The organism is Shimia sp. FJ5 (genome assembly GCF_032918335.1).
In the GTDB taxonomy this organism is placed as follows: Bacteria; Pseudomonadota; Alphaproteobacteria; order Rhodobacterales; family Rhodobacteraceae; genus Shimia; species Shimia aestuarii_A.
Genome location: NZ_JAWJUV010000001.1, coordinates 1072351 through 1085667, shown reverse-complemented (window position 1 = coordinate 1085667; position 13317 = coordinate 1072351). Strand labels below are relative to the sequence as shown.

The following is a 13317-nucleotide window of genomic DNA, read 5'->3' as shown; positions in this document are numbered from 1 at the left end:
GTTATCAGGCGAGGCAGACCTTCTCACATAAAGCGGCCCACATGGGCCAAAGGACCAAAACGATGAAATTCCTCGACCTCGCCAAGGTATATATCCGCTCCGGTAGCGGCGGGTCGGGATGTATCTCGTTCCGGCGTGAGAAATATATCGAGTATGGCGGCCCCGATGGCGGCGATGGCGGGCACGGCGGCAACGTCTGGGCCGAGGCAGTCGAGGGGCTGAATACGCTGATCGATTTCCGGTATCAGCAGCATTTCTTTGCCGAGAATGGCCGCCCCGGTATGGGCGCGCAGCGCACGGGCAAGACGGGCGAGGATATCGTCCTGCGCGTGCCGGTCGGCACCGAAATCCTTGATGAGGATCAGGAGACGCTTCTTGCCGACCTGACCGAGGTCGGGCAGCGGGTTCTCCTTGCCAAGGGTGGCAATGGCGGTTTTGGCAACCTGCACTTCAAGACCTCGACCAACCAGGCGCCACGCCGGGCCAATCCGGGGCTTGCAGGCGTGGAGCGCACCATCTGGTTGCGCCTGAAGCTTATTGCGGATGTGGGGCTTCTCGGGCTTCCTAACGCGGGCAAGTCGACCTTCCTTGCCGCGACGTCGAACGCGCGGCCCAAGATCGCGGATTATCCCTTTACCACGCTGCACCCGAACCTTGGGGTTGTCGGTGTCGACAACGTGGAGTTCGTGGTCGCCGACATTCCCGGCCTGATCGAGGGCGCGAGCGAGGGGCGGGGGCTTGGTGATCTGTTCCTAGGCCACGTCGAACGCTGCGCGGTGTTGTTACATCTCGTAGACGGCACGAGCGGTACCCCGATCGAGGACTACCAGACCATCATTCAGGAAATCGAAGCCTATGGCGGCTTCCTTGCCGAAAAACCGCGGGTCACGGTTCTAAACAAGATCGACACGCTCGACGAGGAAGAACGCGAATTCATCAAGGAAGAGCTTGAGGCGGTCACGGATGGCCCCGTCATGCTCATGTCGGGCGTGAGCCGCGAAGGCACAACCGAAGTGCTGCGCGCGCTTCGGGCTCAGATCGACGCGGACCGGTTGCGGCAGAAGAAGGACGCCGCTGGCGAGGAGGAGGACGCGCCTTGGCAACCCTGAGCGGTGCGAAACGCGTTGTTATCAAGATCGGCTCGGCGCTTCTCGTCGATGCCACATCCGGGGATTTGCGCCGCGATTGGCTCTTGGGGTTGGCTGAGGATGTGGCTTGGCTCAAGGGGCGAGGCACAGATGTTGTCCTCGTCTCCTCCGGCTCTATCGCGCTTGGGCGCGCCGCGCTTGGCCTGCCGCGCACGGAACTGACACTCGAGCAATCGCAGGCGGCTGCGGCGGTCGGGCAGATTCGGCTTGCGCGGGCCTATGAAGAGGCGCTCGCGCCGCATGGGATCACCACCGGGCAAGTGCTTGTCACACTTGAGGATAGCGCCAACCGGCGCCGGTATCTCAACTCACGCGCCACGCTGGAACAGCTCTTGGGCCTTGGCGTCGTGCCGATCGTCAACGAGAATGACACGGTGGCGACGGATGAAATCCGCTATGGCGACAATGACCGTCTCGCGGCGCAGGTGGCGCTCACGACCGGGGCGGATGCGCTCGTGCTGTTGTCGGATGTGGACGGGTTTTATTCGGACAACCCGATGGTCAACCCGAAGGCCAAGCGGTTCGACATCATCGAGGCGATCACGCCGGAGATCGAAGAGATGGCGGGCGAGGGCACCTCGGGCCTATCCAAGGGCGGCATGATCACCAAACTTTGGGCCGCGAAAACCGCGACGGCGGGGGGCTGTGCCATGGCGATCACGCTTGGCAGCGTGATGCGGCCGATCACGGCGCTGGAGGCAGGTGCGGCGGCCACGTGGTTTCGCGCGCAAGGCACGCCACAACTGGCCCGGAAGCGTTGGATTTCCTCGATGAAACCGCAAGGCACGATCACCGTCGATGCGGGCGCGATCACGGCGCTTGGCTCTGGCAAGAGCCTTCTGGCCGCCGGGGTGCGCGCCGTCGAGGGCGACTTTGGGCGCGGTGATCCGGTGGCGATCCACGGGCCGGACGGGCACAAGCTTGGCCAGGGGCTCGCGGCCTATGCGGCGGGAGAAGCGGCGGCGATCAAGGGCTGTCACTCGTCACAGATCGAAGAGATTCTCGGCTATCCGGGGCGCACGGCGCTTATTCACCGGGACGACATGGCGCTTTGAGGCGCAAGAGCATTGAACACGAAGGACCAGATGATGACGGACATCACAGATATTCCCGCCCTGATGGCAGAGATTGGCCAGAAGGCCAAAGCCGCAAGCGCGGAGTTGGCCTTTGCCCCGGCAGAGGCCAAGACCAAGGCGCTTGAGGCGGCGGCCGAGGCGGTCTGGGCGCGCCGGGCCGAGATCATCGAGGCCAACGCCAAGGACATGGATTTCGGGCGCGAGAAGGGGCTTTCCGACGCGATGATGGACCGCCTGATGCTCGACGAAGGGCGTATTCAGGGGATCGTGGACGGCCTGCGCGCCGTGGCGGCGCAGGATGATCCGGTCGGCGAAGTCCTGACCGAATGGGACCGCCCTTCGGGCCTTCATATCAAGCGCGTGCGCACGCCGCTTGGTGTTGTCGGGGTGATCTATGAGAGCCGTCCGAATGTCACTGCGGACGCGGGTGCGCTCTGCCTCAAGTCGGGCAACGCGGTGATCCTGCGCGGTGGCTCGGAGAGTTTCCATTCCTCGGGTGCGATCCATGCCTGCCTTGTCGAGGGCCTCAAGGCGGCGGGGCTGCCGGAGGATGCGATTCAGCTTATTCCCACGCGGGACCGGGCGGCGGTTCAGGAACTTCTGACCATGGTCGATACCGTGGACGTGATCGTGCCGCGCGGGGGCAAGGGGCTTGTCGGTCTCGTGCAGCGCGAGGCGCGAGTGCCGGTTTTCGCCCATCTCGAAGGGATCGTGCATATCTATCTCGACGCCGATGCCGACCCGGTGAAGGCGCTCGATGTGGTGATTAACGCCAAGACCCGGCGGACCGGGATTTGCGGCGCTGCAGAATGCCTTTTGATCCATGAGAGCCTTGTCGACACGATCGGGCAGGGCGTCTTGCGCGCCCTTCTGGACAAGGGTGTGCGGGTGCATGGCGACGACACGCTTCAGAAGATCGAAGGCGTGATGGCCGCGACGGACGCGGATTGGGGCAAGGAATACCTCGACATGGATATCGCGGCCAAGGTCGTTGGCGATGTGGATGGCGCGATTGCTCATATCCGGCAATACGGATCAAACCACACCGATTGTATCATCACGGAGAATGACGCCACGGCGGCGCGGTTCTTCCAGCGGCTCGATAGTGCGATCCTGATGCGCAACGCCTCGACCCAGTTCGCCGATGGCGGCGAGTTCGGCATGGGCGCGGAGATCGGTATCGCGACCGGAAAGATGCACGCGCGTGGCCCGGTGGGGGCCGCACAACTTACGAGCTTTAAATACCTTGTCGAAGGCGACGGCACCATCCGGGGCTAAAGCCGGTCAGAAACTAAGCGTGATCCGATCTTCTGCGCGGGTCACAGCGAGCCTGCGTTGCAGCGTTTCAATGACACAGGGCAGAAGTCCAAACTCGACCTCATTCGGGGTCAGCCCTTCTGGCGGCAGGCCGGTTTCGATCGCCTGCCAGCTGCTTTCTTTCAGGGTCAGCGTGTCGGAGAGCGCCACCACCTGCCAGATACCAGACGCCTGCCGAAGGATGCTCAACACACCACCGCGGCCAAGTGCCGTCTCGGCGCAGAGCAGGGCCAGGAAAACCGCACGCAATTCGGGACGGGCAACGGCGCCTTCGACGAGCCAATCAAGGGAAATCCGGCTCTCGTGATAGCTATCGGCGAGGATGGTGCGGATTTCCAGTTCGGGGACAAGCTGATTGCCGGAGGCAAGGCCAAAGGCAATCCGGAAAAATCGGATACGTGCGGTGGCGTTGCTGACACTGCCGGAGATGAGGCCAATCTCGGGGCCAGTGGCATCGCCAGACATTGTGATGAGTTCGAGGCCGTTGCCAATAGCGCCGACCGGCGAGATGAGATCATGGCAGATCCGCGACCCTACCAGCGCCGCGAGATCTGTATTAGGGTTGGGCATAAGTCGGGCCTTGCATAATAGGATTTGAGAAAATGGATGATCTAAATGCGTTTCTTGAACCGGGAATGCTTGTGCGCCACCCGGATCGTCCGGATTGGGGCACCGGGCAGGTCCAATCGAATATCGGCGGCAAGATCACGGTTAATTTCCGTGAAGAAGGCAAAGTCGTCATAAACGGCTCCAGAGTAATGCTCTTGCCAGTCATTGAAAATGAGAGTGATTGACGTAAAGTTAACACAACTCCTGATTGTCTACCAGCGCGCGCCCTGTCGCACGATGTTGCCAATTGTCACACCAATGCCTAAAACGCGGAAATTCCACTTTGCAGTCGGACAAGATGGCCAGCCAAGATCCTGATTTCACGTTGAAACTTGCCGAGACGCCGGAAGAGCTCATGGCGGCGCAGCGGCTGCGCTACCGGGTTTTCATCGAAGAGCTTGGCGGGGCGGGCGCGTTGGTCGATCACGAGGCGCGGCTCGAGAAGGACCGTTTTGATCCGCATTTCGATCACCTGATCCTCATAGACAACGCGCTTGACGTGCCGGAGATCGACCGGGTTGTCGGCGTCTATCGGCTCTTGCAAGACACACAGGCGCGCGAGATTGGCCAGTTCTACGGCGAAGATGAATATGACCTGACGGTCCTGAAGGAGAGCGGGCGCAAGCTCTTGGAACTTGGCCGGAGCTGTCTGTTGCCGGACTACCGGGGTGGGGCGGCGATGTTTCATCTCTGGAATGGGCTCGCGGCCTATGTGTTCGAGCATGAGATCGAGGTTCTTTTCGGGGTCGCGAGTTTCCACGGCACAGATATCGAGGCGCTCGCCGGGCCGCTCTCGCTTTTGCATGCCCGCCACCTCGCGCCAGAAGACCTTCGGGTGCGGACGCAGGCCGCACATTTTCAGCCGATGGACCTCATCCCCGAGGACCAGATCGACCGCCGCAAGGCGATGCTCGCGGTGCCGGCGCTGATCAAGGCCTATCTGAGGCTTGGCGGCTTCGTGGGCGAGGGGGCCTATGTCGACCATGCGTTCAACACGGTCGATGTGTGCCTCGTGATGGATACGGAGCGTATGAACGCGAAGCAAAAAGCGATCTATACGAAAGGCCTTGAGACGTGAACCAGACCTGGACCGGCGAAGACAGCTATCCGCAGGACCGCCCGATCACGGCGATGGGTTGGCTGCGCGTGGTGGTTCGCGGCGCGGTCTTGATCGCGTTGATCTCGGTCTGTCTCGTCGGTCTCTTGCTGATCCGTTTCGTGGAGAAGCCGGTGCATGGGCTGCATCGACCGTGGACCCCCTTCATCACGCAGTTTGTCTGTCGCAATGCGCTTCGGATTCTCGGGATCGGGTTTCGGAGCGAAGGTACGCTGATGACGGGGCCGGGCGCGGTTGTCGCCAATCATAGCTCTTGGCTCGATATCTTCACGCTGAACGCGCGCAAACGCATCTACTTTGTCTCCAAGGCAGAGGTGGCGGATTGGCCGGGGATCGGATGGCTCGCCAAGGCGACGGGGACGGTCTTCATCAACCGGAATCCGAAAGAAGCGCAGGCACAGAAGGTGCTATTTGAAGAGCGTCTTCTGGCTGGGCACAAGCTCTTGTTCTTTCCGGAAGGCACGAGCACGGATGCGATCCGCGTGCTGCCGTTCAAGCCGACGCTATTTGCGGCGTTTTTTTCGGACGAGCTTCGCGACAGGCTTTCAGTGCAGCCGGTGACGGTTCTTTACCATGCGCCTGAGGGCGAGGATGAACGCTTTTACGGCTGGTGGGGCGACATGGGGTTTGGGCCGCATGTGCTCAAGGTTTTGGCGCAAGGGCGGCAGGGGCGCGTCGAGGTGATCTACCACACGCCGCTCAAGGTTTCCGAGTTCGCCAACCGCAAGACACTTGCCTTGGCCTCGGAAGAGGCGGTGCGCGGCGCGCATAGCCTGGCCATAAAGGGGTAGGGCGCAGTTTTGCGTGGATTGGCCCGTTTATAGGCTTGCAACCCTGCCCAGCCTTGCGTATATGCGCGCGTATTCAAACCCGCAGGCGAGGTTTGGGTTGCTCCGGGGAGACATCCCGGACAGTCCGCCGGTTGGAGCATCCGCTCTCAATTGACCCCGCCAAGGCGTAAACCGGAAAAGGAAAACAAGCATGGCTCTTCCCGAGTTCTCCATGCGCCAGCTGCTCGAAGCAGGCGTTCACTTTGGTCACCAGACTCAGCGTTGGAATCCCCGTATGGGCGAGTTCATCTATGGCTCGCGCAATGGCATCCACATCATGGACCTCACCCAGACGGTCCCGATGCTCGACGCCGCGCTGAACGTGATCCGCGAAACCGTCGCGAATAACGGCCGCGTTCTTTTCGTCGGCACCAAGCGTCAGGCCGCAGCGCCGATCGCAGACGCAGCCGAGAAATGCGCACAGTATTACATGAACCACCGCTGGCTCGGTGGCACGCTCACCAACTGGAAAACCGTTTCCCAGTCGATCAACCGCCTGAAGGAAATCGACGAGAAAATGGCGAACGGCGCAGAAGGCCTCACCAAAAAAGAGCGTCTCGGCATGGAACGCGACCAGGCGAAGCTTCAGGCCTCGCTCGGCGGGATCCGCGAAATGGGCGGTGTTCCGGATCTTCTCTTCGTCATCGACGTGAAGAAAGAAGCGCTTGCCATCGCAGAAGCCAACAAGCTCGGTATCCCGGTTGTGGCCGTGGTTGACACCAACTGCTCGCCCGATGGCGTAGACTACATCATCCCGGGCAACGACGACGCGGCACGCGCCATCGCGCTCTACTGCGATCTGGCCTCGCGCGCAGCCCTCGACGGCATGTCGGCCCAGCTTGGCGCCGCAGGCGTTGACCTTGGCGCGCTCGAAGAAGCTCCGGTGGAAGAAGCCGTGGCCGAAGACGCCGCAGCCGAAGCGTAAGCGTTACAGAACTGACACGGGGGCAGGGTAAGCCCGCCCCCGACAACTCTTTAGAACATCGAGGAGAGCCAAGATGGCGATCACAGCAGCAATGGTAAAAGAACTGCGCGAAATGACCGGCGCAGGCATGATGGACGCGAAAAAGGCCCTGACCGAAACCGACGGTGACCAGGAAGCGGCCATCGACTGGCTGCGCACCAAGGGTCTCGCGAAAGCCGCCAAGAAATCCGGCCGCACCGCAGCTGAGGGCCTCGTGGCCGTCAAGGTTGACGGTGGCAAGGGCGTGGCCGTCGAGGTCAACTCGGAAACCGACTTTGTCGGCAAGAACGCTGACTTCCAGAAAATGGTTGCAGGCATTGCTGATGTTGCGATCACCGTGTCCGACGTTGAGGCGCTGAAAGCGGCCGAAATGAACGGCAAGACCGTCGCAGACGTTGTGACCGACGCGGTCGCCACCATCGGCGAGAACATGTCGGTACGCCGCATGGCGAGCGTCGAAGGCGACATCGTGACCTCCTACATCCACAACCCGGCCGCAGACGGCATGGGCAAGATCGGCGTTCTCGTGGCGCTCAAGGGCGGCGACGAAGGGTTCGGCAAGCAGGTTGCCATGCACATCGCAGCAGCCAACCCGCAGGCTCTCTCGGAAGCGGATCTTGATCCGGCAGTTGTCGAAAAAGAGCGCTCCGTGCAGATCGACATCGCACGTGAATCCGGCAAGCCCGAGCAAGTCATCGAGAAGATGATCGTTGGCCGCATGAAGAAATTCATGGCCGAAGTGACCCTGCTTGGTCAGGACTTTGTCATCAATCCCGACCTGACCGTGGAAGCCGCGGCCAAGGAAGCCGGTGCCGAGATCGTGGGCTATGTCCGCATGGAAGTCGGTGAAGGCATCGAGAAGAAAGAAGAAGATTTCGCAGCAGAAGTGGCCAAGGCCGCTCAGGGCTAACGCCTGAACGCACGCGAAACGAGGGACAACGCCGCTCACATTTCGTGGGCGGCGTTTTCTTTTGTCTGGTTGGCGGATTGCCAGGCTTGGAAACGAAAAAGGCGACGCCGCCGGGGAAGGCAACGCCGCCGAAATCGAGCTCCCCTGTGCATGGGGATGGGGAAACCCGAACGTCGACCCGAAAGCGAAAATACACTCCGGGACCGACAACCGGACTGAAACCGGACAGCCGCAAGAGCCTCGGAATGGCGAGGGTTACAGCCATAATGTTCCAAGGCTAAAGCCACCACTCACGGAACAGTCTCTAAATGCCTGATTGACGCAAGGTCACACAAGTAAGGGAAACCTGACTTTTGACGCTTTCTTGCGTCAGGTCTAACTTTCTGGCTTGTAAATCTGCTTTAGAAACGAGGCCTTGAGCAGCGCCTGCGCCGTGGTTTCCACGTCGAGCGCTTCCCGTGCGAGGCGCAGGTGCTTTTCGACGGTCGCCGGCGTGCGGTCAAGCAAGGTCGCGATGTCTTGGATCGTCTTGCCATCGCCAACCCATTCGAGCACCTCGCGCTGGCGTCCGGTCAGGGCGCGGCGCGGGTGTTCATAGGGTAGGGAGAGGATCTTGAGATGGGCGATCTGGCTCGAGAGCTCGATGAACCGGCCATGTTCCTGCCAGATCTCATCCACCTCGTCCTGTGTCATCCCAAGACGCGCCGTCAGCGCGAGCGCGCCCTTGGCCCGCGAGGACACCGTCGGAAAGCTGATCGAATAGCCCGCGGTGACCCCCATGCTCAGGTTGAAATCGCTCACGGCGAGCTCAGTGGGCGACAGCGCGCCCGCGGCGCGCCGCTCAGCCATCCAGCGCCAGCTACAGGCCCCGGTGTTGTGCAGGCACCAATGCATCATCGGACCGTTGAAATAGAGCCCATCTCCCAGGAAGGCGTTGAGATAGGCGGGATCGTGGTTCGACAGGATGGTGAAATCATCCACATCGCCAAGCGAGGCGTCCGTGCGAAATCCGGTATAGCCATAGATCAACCGATCAAAGCCAAAGGTGGCCATCATCTCGGTGTGCATAGACCAAAGTGTTTCTTGCGACCGTGCCTCGGTCAGTGCTTCGATATAGTCGAGAGAAGCGTCTGGTGTCATGCGGGCGATTGCTCGAGATGCGCCTTGAGGGCATCGAGCGCGAGGATATAGCCATGCGCGCCAAAGCCGCAGATCTGTCCGACCGCCACCGGGGCGATATAGGATGTGTGGCGGAAATTTTCGCGCGCGTGGATATTCGAGAGGTGGAGTTCCACCACGGGCAGTTCGACCGAGGCAATCGCATCCATCAGAGCGATGGATGTGTGGGTATAGGCACCGGCGTTGAGGATGATCCCGTCATGCATGCCTTTGGAGGCGTGGATCGCATCGACCAGCGCGCCTTCGTGGTTGCTCTGGGCGCAGATCACAGAGAAACCGGAGGCTTCGGCATGGGCGGCGCAGGCGGCTTCGATATCAGCGAGCGTCGTGGAACCGTACACCTCGGGCTGGCGTTGGCCGAGAAGATTAAGGTTGGGGCCGTTCAGGACGAGTATAGAAGTCATGTTGTCCTCAGTCGTTCATTTGACCATATCGCCAGTGTTCTTGCGCTGTCTAGCGTCAAGTTCCTCATTTCCAACATCAATTTGGATTGCGGGGTGCCGTATCTGTAGGTGTTTTATTTACATAATACGGATTATAGGATTAACCTAACACCCGATCCGCCATATGGATGAGCCGCGCCCCGCTTTCGTAATATGCCGTGCGCGTACCACAGAACCGTTCACTATACTGTTCCAGCACCGGTAGCGGCAGATCTTGATCTGACCCGCTCAACACCGCCGCGGCCGCGAGACGCCCAAGCCGTGTGCCAGGTGCGATGCCGCGCCCGGAGAAGCCCATGAGGCTCATCGCGTTGGGACCGAAGCGGATCGCCTTTGGCACATGGTCAGAGGTCATGGCGATATTGCCGACCCAGAAATGCGCAATCTCCTGCCCTTCCAAGGCCGGATAAAGCCGCGTGAGCGCTTTCAAGGCCCAGGCGCGATGCACAGCATGGCCAAGCCCCTCGGGATTGCCCATTGCGCCAAAGATCAGCCGTCCTGCCGTGTCTCGGCGCAAAGACGACATGATGAGCGCAGTGTCCCAGCACCCCTCACCACCGGCAAGGATCGTCTCGCCAATGCGCTTTGGAAGCGGTTCAGTGGCGAGTTGAAAGAACGAGACCTGGGTGCTGCGCGCCTCTTGCACGCCATCGATCCCAAGATGGTAAGCATTTGTTGCCAATAGACAATTCTTGGCTCGGACTGTGCCATGCGCGGTCGTCGCGTGCCATAACCGGCCGTCATGGGCCAGCGCCTTGACCGGGCTTTCGGTAAAAATCTCCGCACCTGCGTCTTGTGCGGCGCGGGCAAGGCCTTGGACATAGGCGAGCGGCTGCACTGTCCCTGCCCTGCGGTCATGCAACGCGCCGTGATAGGCATTTGTGCCGGTCCGGCGCGCGGTCTCGGCGGCGTCGAGCAGTGCCACCGGCGCTTGCCGTGCTTCTTGTTGTGCAAGGCGCATCTCGAGGTCTCTTAACCCACGTGGTGCATGGGCGAGATGCAATGTGCCATTCCGCGTCGCTTCGCATTGGATGCCGTGCCGTGCGATCAGGTCAAACACTTCGTCCGGCGCTCCGGCAAGCGCGTGGTTGAGCGCCTGCCCCACCTCGGCCCCCATCACCGACTCGACCTCATCGGGCGGTAGCCAGAGACCCGCGTTGACAAGGCCCACATTGCGCCCCGAGCCGCCATGCCCGATTGAATGAGCTTCGAGAAGCGCGACGGAGGCGCCCGCCTCGGAGGCGGCCAGAGCCGCTGAACAGCCTGTAAAGCCGCCACCAATGACAAGAAAATCAACATGAAGGTCGCCCTTCAAGCACTTGTATTTTCGCAATTCTTTGCTGCTACTGCGCCAGAGTGAGCTATCCATGTGCGGCGCTCCGATCTGGTGTAGAAAACTGATTTTGAATGAGGTCAGGCATCAGGGAACTCCCGGCGTGGTTCCCGGAAGTTAGCCCCCGATTTCAATCAGATGCAAGCCTTAGCCGAGCGCGTAGCCCGCGCCGCGCACCGTGCGCAGCGGATCATCTCCGCCATGCTTGCAAAGCGCCTTGCGCAGCCGGCCGATATGGACATCCACGGTGCGGCTATCGACATAGATGTCGCGCCCCCAAACCCGATCCAGAAGCTGTTCCCGGCTCCAGACGCGGCCCGGTTTTTCCATGAAGGTCGACAGCAGACGGAATTCCGTCGGACCGAGCTTTAGCGGCTTCTCATCGCGGGTCACGCGATGGGTTTCAGCGTCGAGGATGATATCCTCGTATTCCAAACGTTGGCCCACCGCGGCGGGGCGCACGCGGCGCAGTTGGTTGCGGACGCGCGCCATCAGTTCCATGACGGAATAGGGTTTGACCACATAGTCGTCCGCCCCGGTTTCAAGCCCCCTCACCCGGTCGACCTCTTCCGAGCGCGCCGAGAGCATGAGCACAGGAATGCCCGCGGTTTCGGATTTGGTCTTCAGACGGCGGCAGATCTCGATCCCCGAAATACCCGGCAGCATCCAGTCGAGCACGATGATATCGGGCACGACTTCTGCGACGAGCAGAAGGGCCTCTTCGCCGTCGCCTGCGCTCACCACCTCGAAGCCTTCGGCCTCGAGGTTATAGGTCAGAACATCGCGTTGTGCAGGCTCATCCTCGACGACGAGAACGGTGGGGTGATCTTTGGCCATCTTACTAGGTCGTCCGTACTGGTATTATTCCGTCGTGTGCAGCGCAGGGTCATAGTGATCCTCGCGCGGGCGGTTGTCTTCGGGCAGTTCACCGGTCACCAGGTAGATCACCTGTTCGGCGATCGAGGTCACATGGTCCCCCATGCGCTCGGTGTTCTTGGCGATGAAATGCAGATGCATACAGGGCGTGATGTAGCGCGGGTCTTCCATCATGAAGGTGAGGAATTCGCGGAACAGCGCATTGTACATCTGGTCGATGTCGCGGTCGCGCTCGAGGATGTCACGGGCCAGCTCAGCGTCGCGCTGAATATAGGCGTCGAGCGCATCCTTGAGCATGAGCTGCACTTCGCGGGCCATGCGGCGCAGCGCCCCGCGCGCACCTTCGACCGGTGCCATATGCACGAGAACCGAGGTCCGTTTGGCCATGTTCTTGGCATAGTCGCCAATACGCTCGAGGTTGCCCGCAATCTTCAGCACCGAGAGCGCGACGCGCAGGTCGATTGCCGTTGGTGCGCGCAGCGCGATCAGTTTGATACACTCGTCATTGATAAGCTCTTCGAGCTCGTCGATGGCCTTGTCATTGTTGCGCACCTGCTCGGCCAGTTCCTCATCGCGGTTCTTGAGCGACTTGGACGCGTCGAGGATAGCTTCTTCGACCAGACCACCCATTTTCATGATATGGGCCTGGACCTTTTCGAGATCCGCATCAAAGGCGGAAACGATATGTTTATCGTTCATCGGTAATGGCTCCCTTAGCCGATACGGCCAGTGATGTAGCTTTCGGTGCGCTCATCACGGGGGTTGGTAAAGATCGTTCCGGTGTCGTCGTATTCCACGAGGTTGCCGAGGTGGAAGAAGGCGGTCTTCTGGCTGACGCGGGCGGCCTGCTGCATCGAGTGGGTCACGATGACAACGGAATACTGCGCGCGCAGTTCGTCGATGAGTTCTTCAACCTGAGCCGTGGCGATGGGGTCGAGTGCCGAGCAAGGTTCATCCATGAGGAGAACTTCCGGCTCGGTCGCGACCGCACGCGCGATGCAGAGGCGCTGTTGTTGGCCACCGGAGAGGCCGGTGCCGGGCGCATGCAGGCGGTCCTTGACCTCGTCCCAGATTGCACCGCGGCGGAGCGATTTTTCGACGATCACGTCGAGGTCGGCCTTGTTCTTCGCGAGGCCGTGGATACGCGGGCCATAGGCGATGTTGTCATAGATCGACTTGGGGAACGGGTTCGGTTTCTGGAACACCATGCCCACCTTGGCGCGCAGTTGCACCGGGTCGACCTTTTTGTCGTAGATGTCCTCGCCATCAAGCAGGATATCGCCTTCGACACGGCACACATCGATTGTGTCGTTCATGCGGTTCAGGCAGCGCAGGAAGGTCGACTTGCCACAGCCCGAGGGGCCGATGAAGGCGGTGACGGTCTTGTCTTCGACCTCGATATCCACGTCCTTGATGGCGTGCGTCTCGCCATAATAGACCTGAACCTTGTTGGCGGAAATCTTGATGTCTTTCTGGTCCACGTTGGCCCCCGGGTTCGGTGCGTCGTACATTGGT

Annotated in this window: 15 protein-coding genes; 8 read left to right on the top strand and 7 right to left on the bottom strand. The window is 60.8% G+C overall.

Annotated features, from left to right (window positions below):
* Nucleotides 1–62: 62 nt before the first annotated feature.
* The 3 genes from obgE to R1W01_RS05455 are packed head-to-tail and all read left to right on the top strand — an operon-like array spanning nucleotide 63 to nucleotide 3502.
* A complete protein-coding gene (gene obgE, locus R1W01_RS05465; RefSeq protein ID WP_243612795.1) occupies nucleotides 63–1109 on the top strand; it encodes a GTPase ObgE in 1047 nt (348 codons plus the stop codon).
* Entirely contained in the window at nucleotides 1097–2203 is a 1107-nt protein-coding gene (gene proB, locus R1W01_RS05460; RefSeq protein WP_297759000.1) for a glutamate 5-kinase, read from the top strand. Before obgE ends, proB begins: the two co-directional genes overlap by 13 nt.
* Before the next feature lie 33 nt (nucleotides 2204–2236).
* Nucleotides 2237–3502, top strand: a complete 1266-nt coding sequence (locus R1W01_RS05455; protein WP_297759003.1) for a glutamate-5-semialdehyde dehydrogenase — start codon at nucleotides 2237–2239, stop codon at nucleotides 3500–3502.
* Nucleotides 3503–3508: 6 nt separating this feature from the next.
* On the opposite strand, the gene R1W01_RS05450 is transcribed toward R1W01_RS05455, so the two are convergent.
* Complete coding sequence (locus tag R1W01_RS05450; RefSeq protein WP_297759006.1) at nucleotides 3509–4111, bottom strand: histidine phosphotransferase family protein; 603 nt, start codon at nucleotides 4109–4111, stop codon at nucleotides 3509–3511.
* 32 nt (nucleotides 4112–4143) lie between these two features.
* On the opposite strand from R1W01_RS05450, the gene R1W01_RS05445 reads away from it, so the two are divergent.
* The 5 genes from R1W01_RS05445 to tsf all read left to right on the top strand — a co-directional run bounded on the left by R1W01_RS05445 (nucleotide 4144) and on the right by tsf (nucleotide 7971).
* On the top strand, nucleotides 4144–4335 hold the full coding sequence (locus R1W01_RS05445; RefSeq protein WP_297759008.1) for a DUF3553 domain-containing protein: 192 nt from the start codon (nucleotides 4144–4146) through the stop codon (nucleotides 4333–4335).
* Nucleotides 4336–4448: 113 nt separating this feature from the next.
* Nucleotides 4449–5228, top strand: coding sequence for a GNAT family N-acetyltransferase (locus R1W01_RS05440; RefSeq protein ID WP_297759013.1), 780 nt, complete (start codon nucleotides 4449–4451; stop codon nucleotides 5226–5228).
* Nucleotides 5225–6058 carry a lysophospholipid acyltransferase family protein gene (locus tag R1W01_RS05435; protein ID WP_297759016.1) on the top strand — a complete coding sequence of 278 codons (834 nt, stop codon included), beginning with the start codon at nucleotides 5225–5227 and terminating at the stop codon, nucleotides 6056–6058. The genes R1W01_RS05440 and R1W01_RS05435 overlap by 4 nt, the downstream gene beginning before the upstream one ends.
* Nucleotides 6059–6248: 190 nt before the next feature.
* Nucleotides 6249–7022, top strand: coding sequence for a 30S ribosomal protein S2 (rpsB, locus tag R1W01_RS05430; RefSeq protein WP_297759020.1), 774 nt, complete (start codon nucleotides 6249–6251; stop codon nucleotides 7020–7022).
* A 73-nt stretch (nucleotides 7023–7095) separates the two neighbouring features.
* Complete coding sequence (gene tsf / locus R1W01_RS05425) at nucleotides 7096–7971, top strand: translation elongation factor Ts (protein WP_243612803.1); 876 nt, start codon at nucleotides 7096–7098, stop codon at nucleotides 7969–7971.
* Nucleotides 7972–8346: 375 nt separating this feature from the next.
* Here the strand turns inward: tsf and R1W01_RS05420 are convergent, their stop codons facing one another.
* From R1W01_RS05420 to pstB, 6 genes are all read right to left on the bottom strand, one after another.
* Nucleotides 8347–9111, bottom strand: a complete 765-nt coding sequence (locus R1W01_RS05420; RefSeq protein WP_243612804.1) for a LuxR family transcriptional regulator — start codon at nucleotides 9109–9111, stop codon at nucleotides 8347–8349.
* A complete protein-coding gene (gene aroQ, locus R1W01_RS05415; RefSeq protein ID WP_243612805.1) occupies nucleotides 9108–9554 on the bottom strand; it encodes a type II 3-dehydroquinate dehydratase in 447 nt (148 codons plus the stop codon). Before aroQ ends, R1W01_RS05420 begins: the two co-directional genes overlap by 4 nt.
* A 139-nt stretch (nucleotides 9555–9693) precedes the next feature.
* Nucleotides 9694–10962 (bottom strand): FAD-binding oxidoreductase, encoded by a 1269-nt coding sequence (locus R1W01_RS05410; RefSeq protein WP_317275040.1) that lies wholly within the window; start codon nucleotides 10960–10962, stop codon nucleotides 9694–9696.
* 111 nt (nucleotides 10963–11073) lie between these two features.
* The gene (gene phoB / locus R1W01_RS05405; protein WP_243612807.1) at nucleotides 11074–11763 is read right to left on the bottom strand and encodes a phosphate regulon transcriptional regulator PhoB; all 690 of its coding nucleotides are present in this window, start codon (nucleotides 11761–11763) and stop codon (nucleotides 11074–11076) included.
* A 24-nt stretch (nucleotides 11764–11787) separates the two neighbouring features.
* Entirely contained in the window at nucleotides 11788–12501 is a 714-nt protein-coding gene (phoU, locus tag R1W01_RS05400; RefSeq protein ID WP_243612808.1) for a phosphate signaling complex protein PhoU, read from the bottom strand.
* Nucleotides 12502–12515: 14 nt separating this feature from the next.
* Entirely contained in the window at nucleotides 12516–13313 is a 798-nt protein-coding gene (gene pstB, locus R1W01_RS05395; protein ID WP_243612809.1) for a phosphate ABC transporter ATP-binding protein PstB, read from the bottom strand.
* Between the last annotated feature and the right edge of the window lie 4 nt (nucleotides 13314–13317).

Coding starts and splice junctions, on each gene's coding strand:
- phoB (WP_243612807.1), bottom strand. CDS start 11,763: ATGGCCAAAGATCACCCCACCGTTCTCGTCGTCGAGGATGAGCCTGCA.
- R1W01_RS05440 (WP_297759013.1), top strand. CDS start 4,449: ATGGCCAGCCAAGATCCTGATTTCACGTTGAAACTTGCCGAGACGCCG.
- obgE (WP_243612795.1), top strand. CDS start 63: ATGAAATTCCTCGACCTCGCCAAGGTATATATCCGCTCCGGTAGCGGC.
- rpsB (WP_297759020.1), top strand. CDS start 6,249: ATGGCTCTTCCCGAGTTCTCCATGCGCCAGCTGCTCGAAGCAGGCGTT.
- phoU (WP_243612808.1), bottom strand. CDS start 12,501: ATGAACGATAAACATATCGTTTCCGCCTTTGATGCGGATCTCGAAAAG.
- aroQ (WP_243612805.1), bottom strand. CDS start 9,554: ATGACTTCTATACTCGTCCTGAACGGCCCCAACCTTAATCTTCTCGGC.
- tsf (WP_243612803.1), top strand. CDS start 7,096: ATGGCGATCACAGCAGCAATGGTAAAAGAACTGCGCGAAATGACCGGC.
- R1W01_RS05450 (WP_297759006.1), bottom strand. CDS start 4,111: ATGCCCAACCCTAATACAGATCTCGCGGCGCTGGTAGGGTCGCGGATC.
- pstB (WP_243612809.1), bottom strand. CDS start 13,313: ATGTACGACGCACCGAACCCGGGGGCCAACGTGGACCAGAAAGACATC.
- R1W01_RS05455 (WP_297759003.1), top strand. CDS start 2,237: ATGACGGACATCACAGATATTCCCGCCCTGATGGCAGAGATTGGCCAG.
- R1W01_RS05410 (WP_317275040.1), bottom strand. CDS start 10,962: ATGGATAGCTCACTCTGGCGCAGTAGCAGCAAAGAATTGCGAAAATAC.
- R1W01_RS05445 (WP_297759008.1), top strand. CDS start 4,144: ATGGATGATCTAAATGCGTTTCTTGAACCGGGAATGCTTGTGCGCCAC.
- R1W01_RS05420 (WP_243612804.1), bottom strand. CDS start 9,111: ATGACACCAGACGCTTCTCTCGACTATATCGAAGCACTGACCGAGGCA.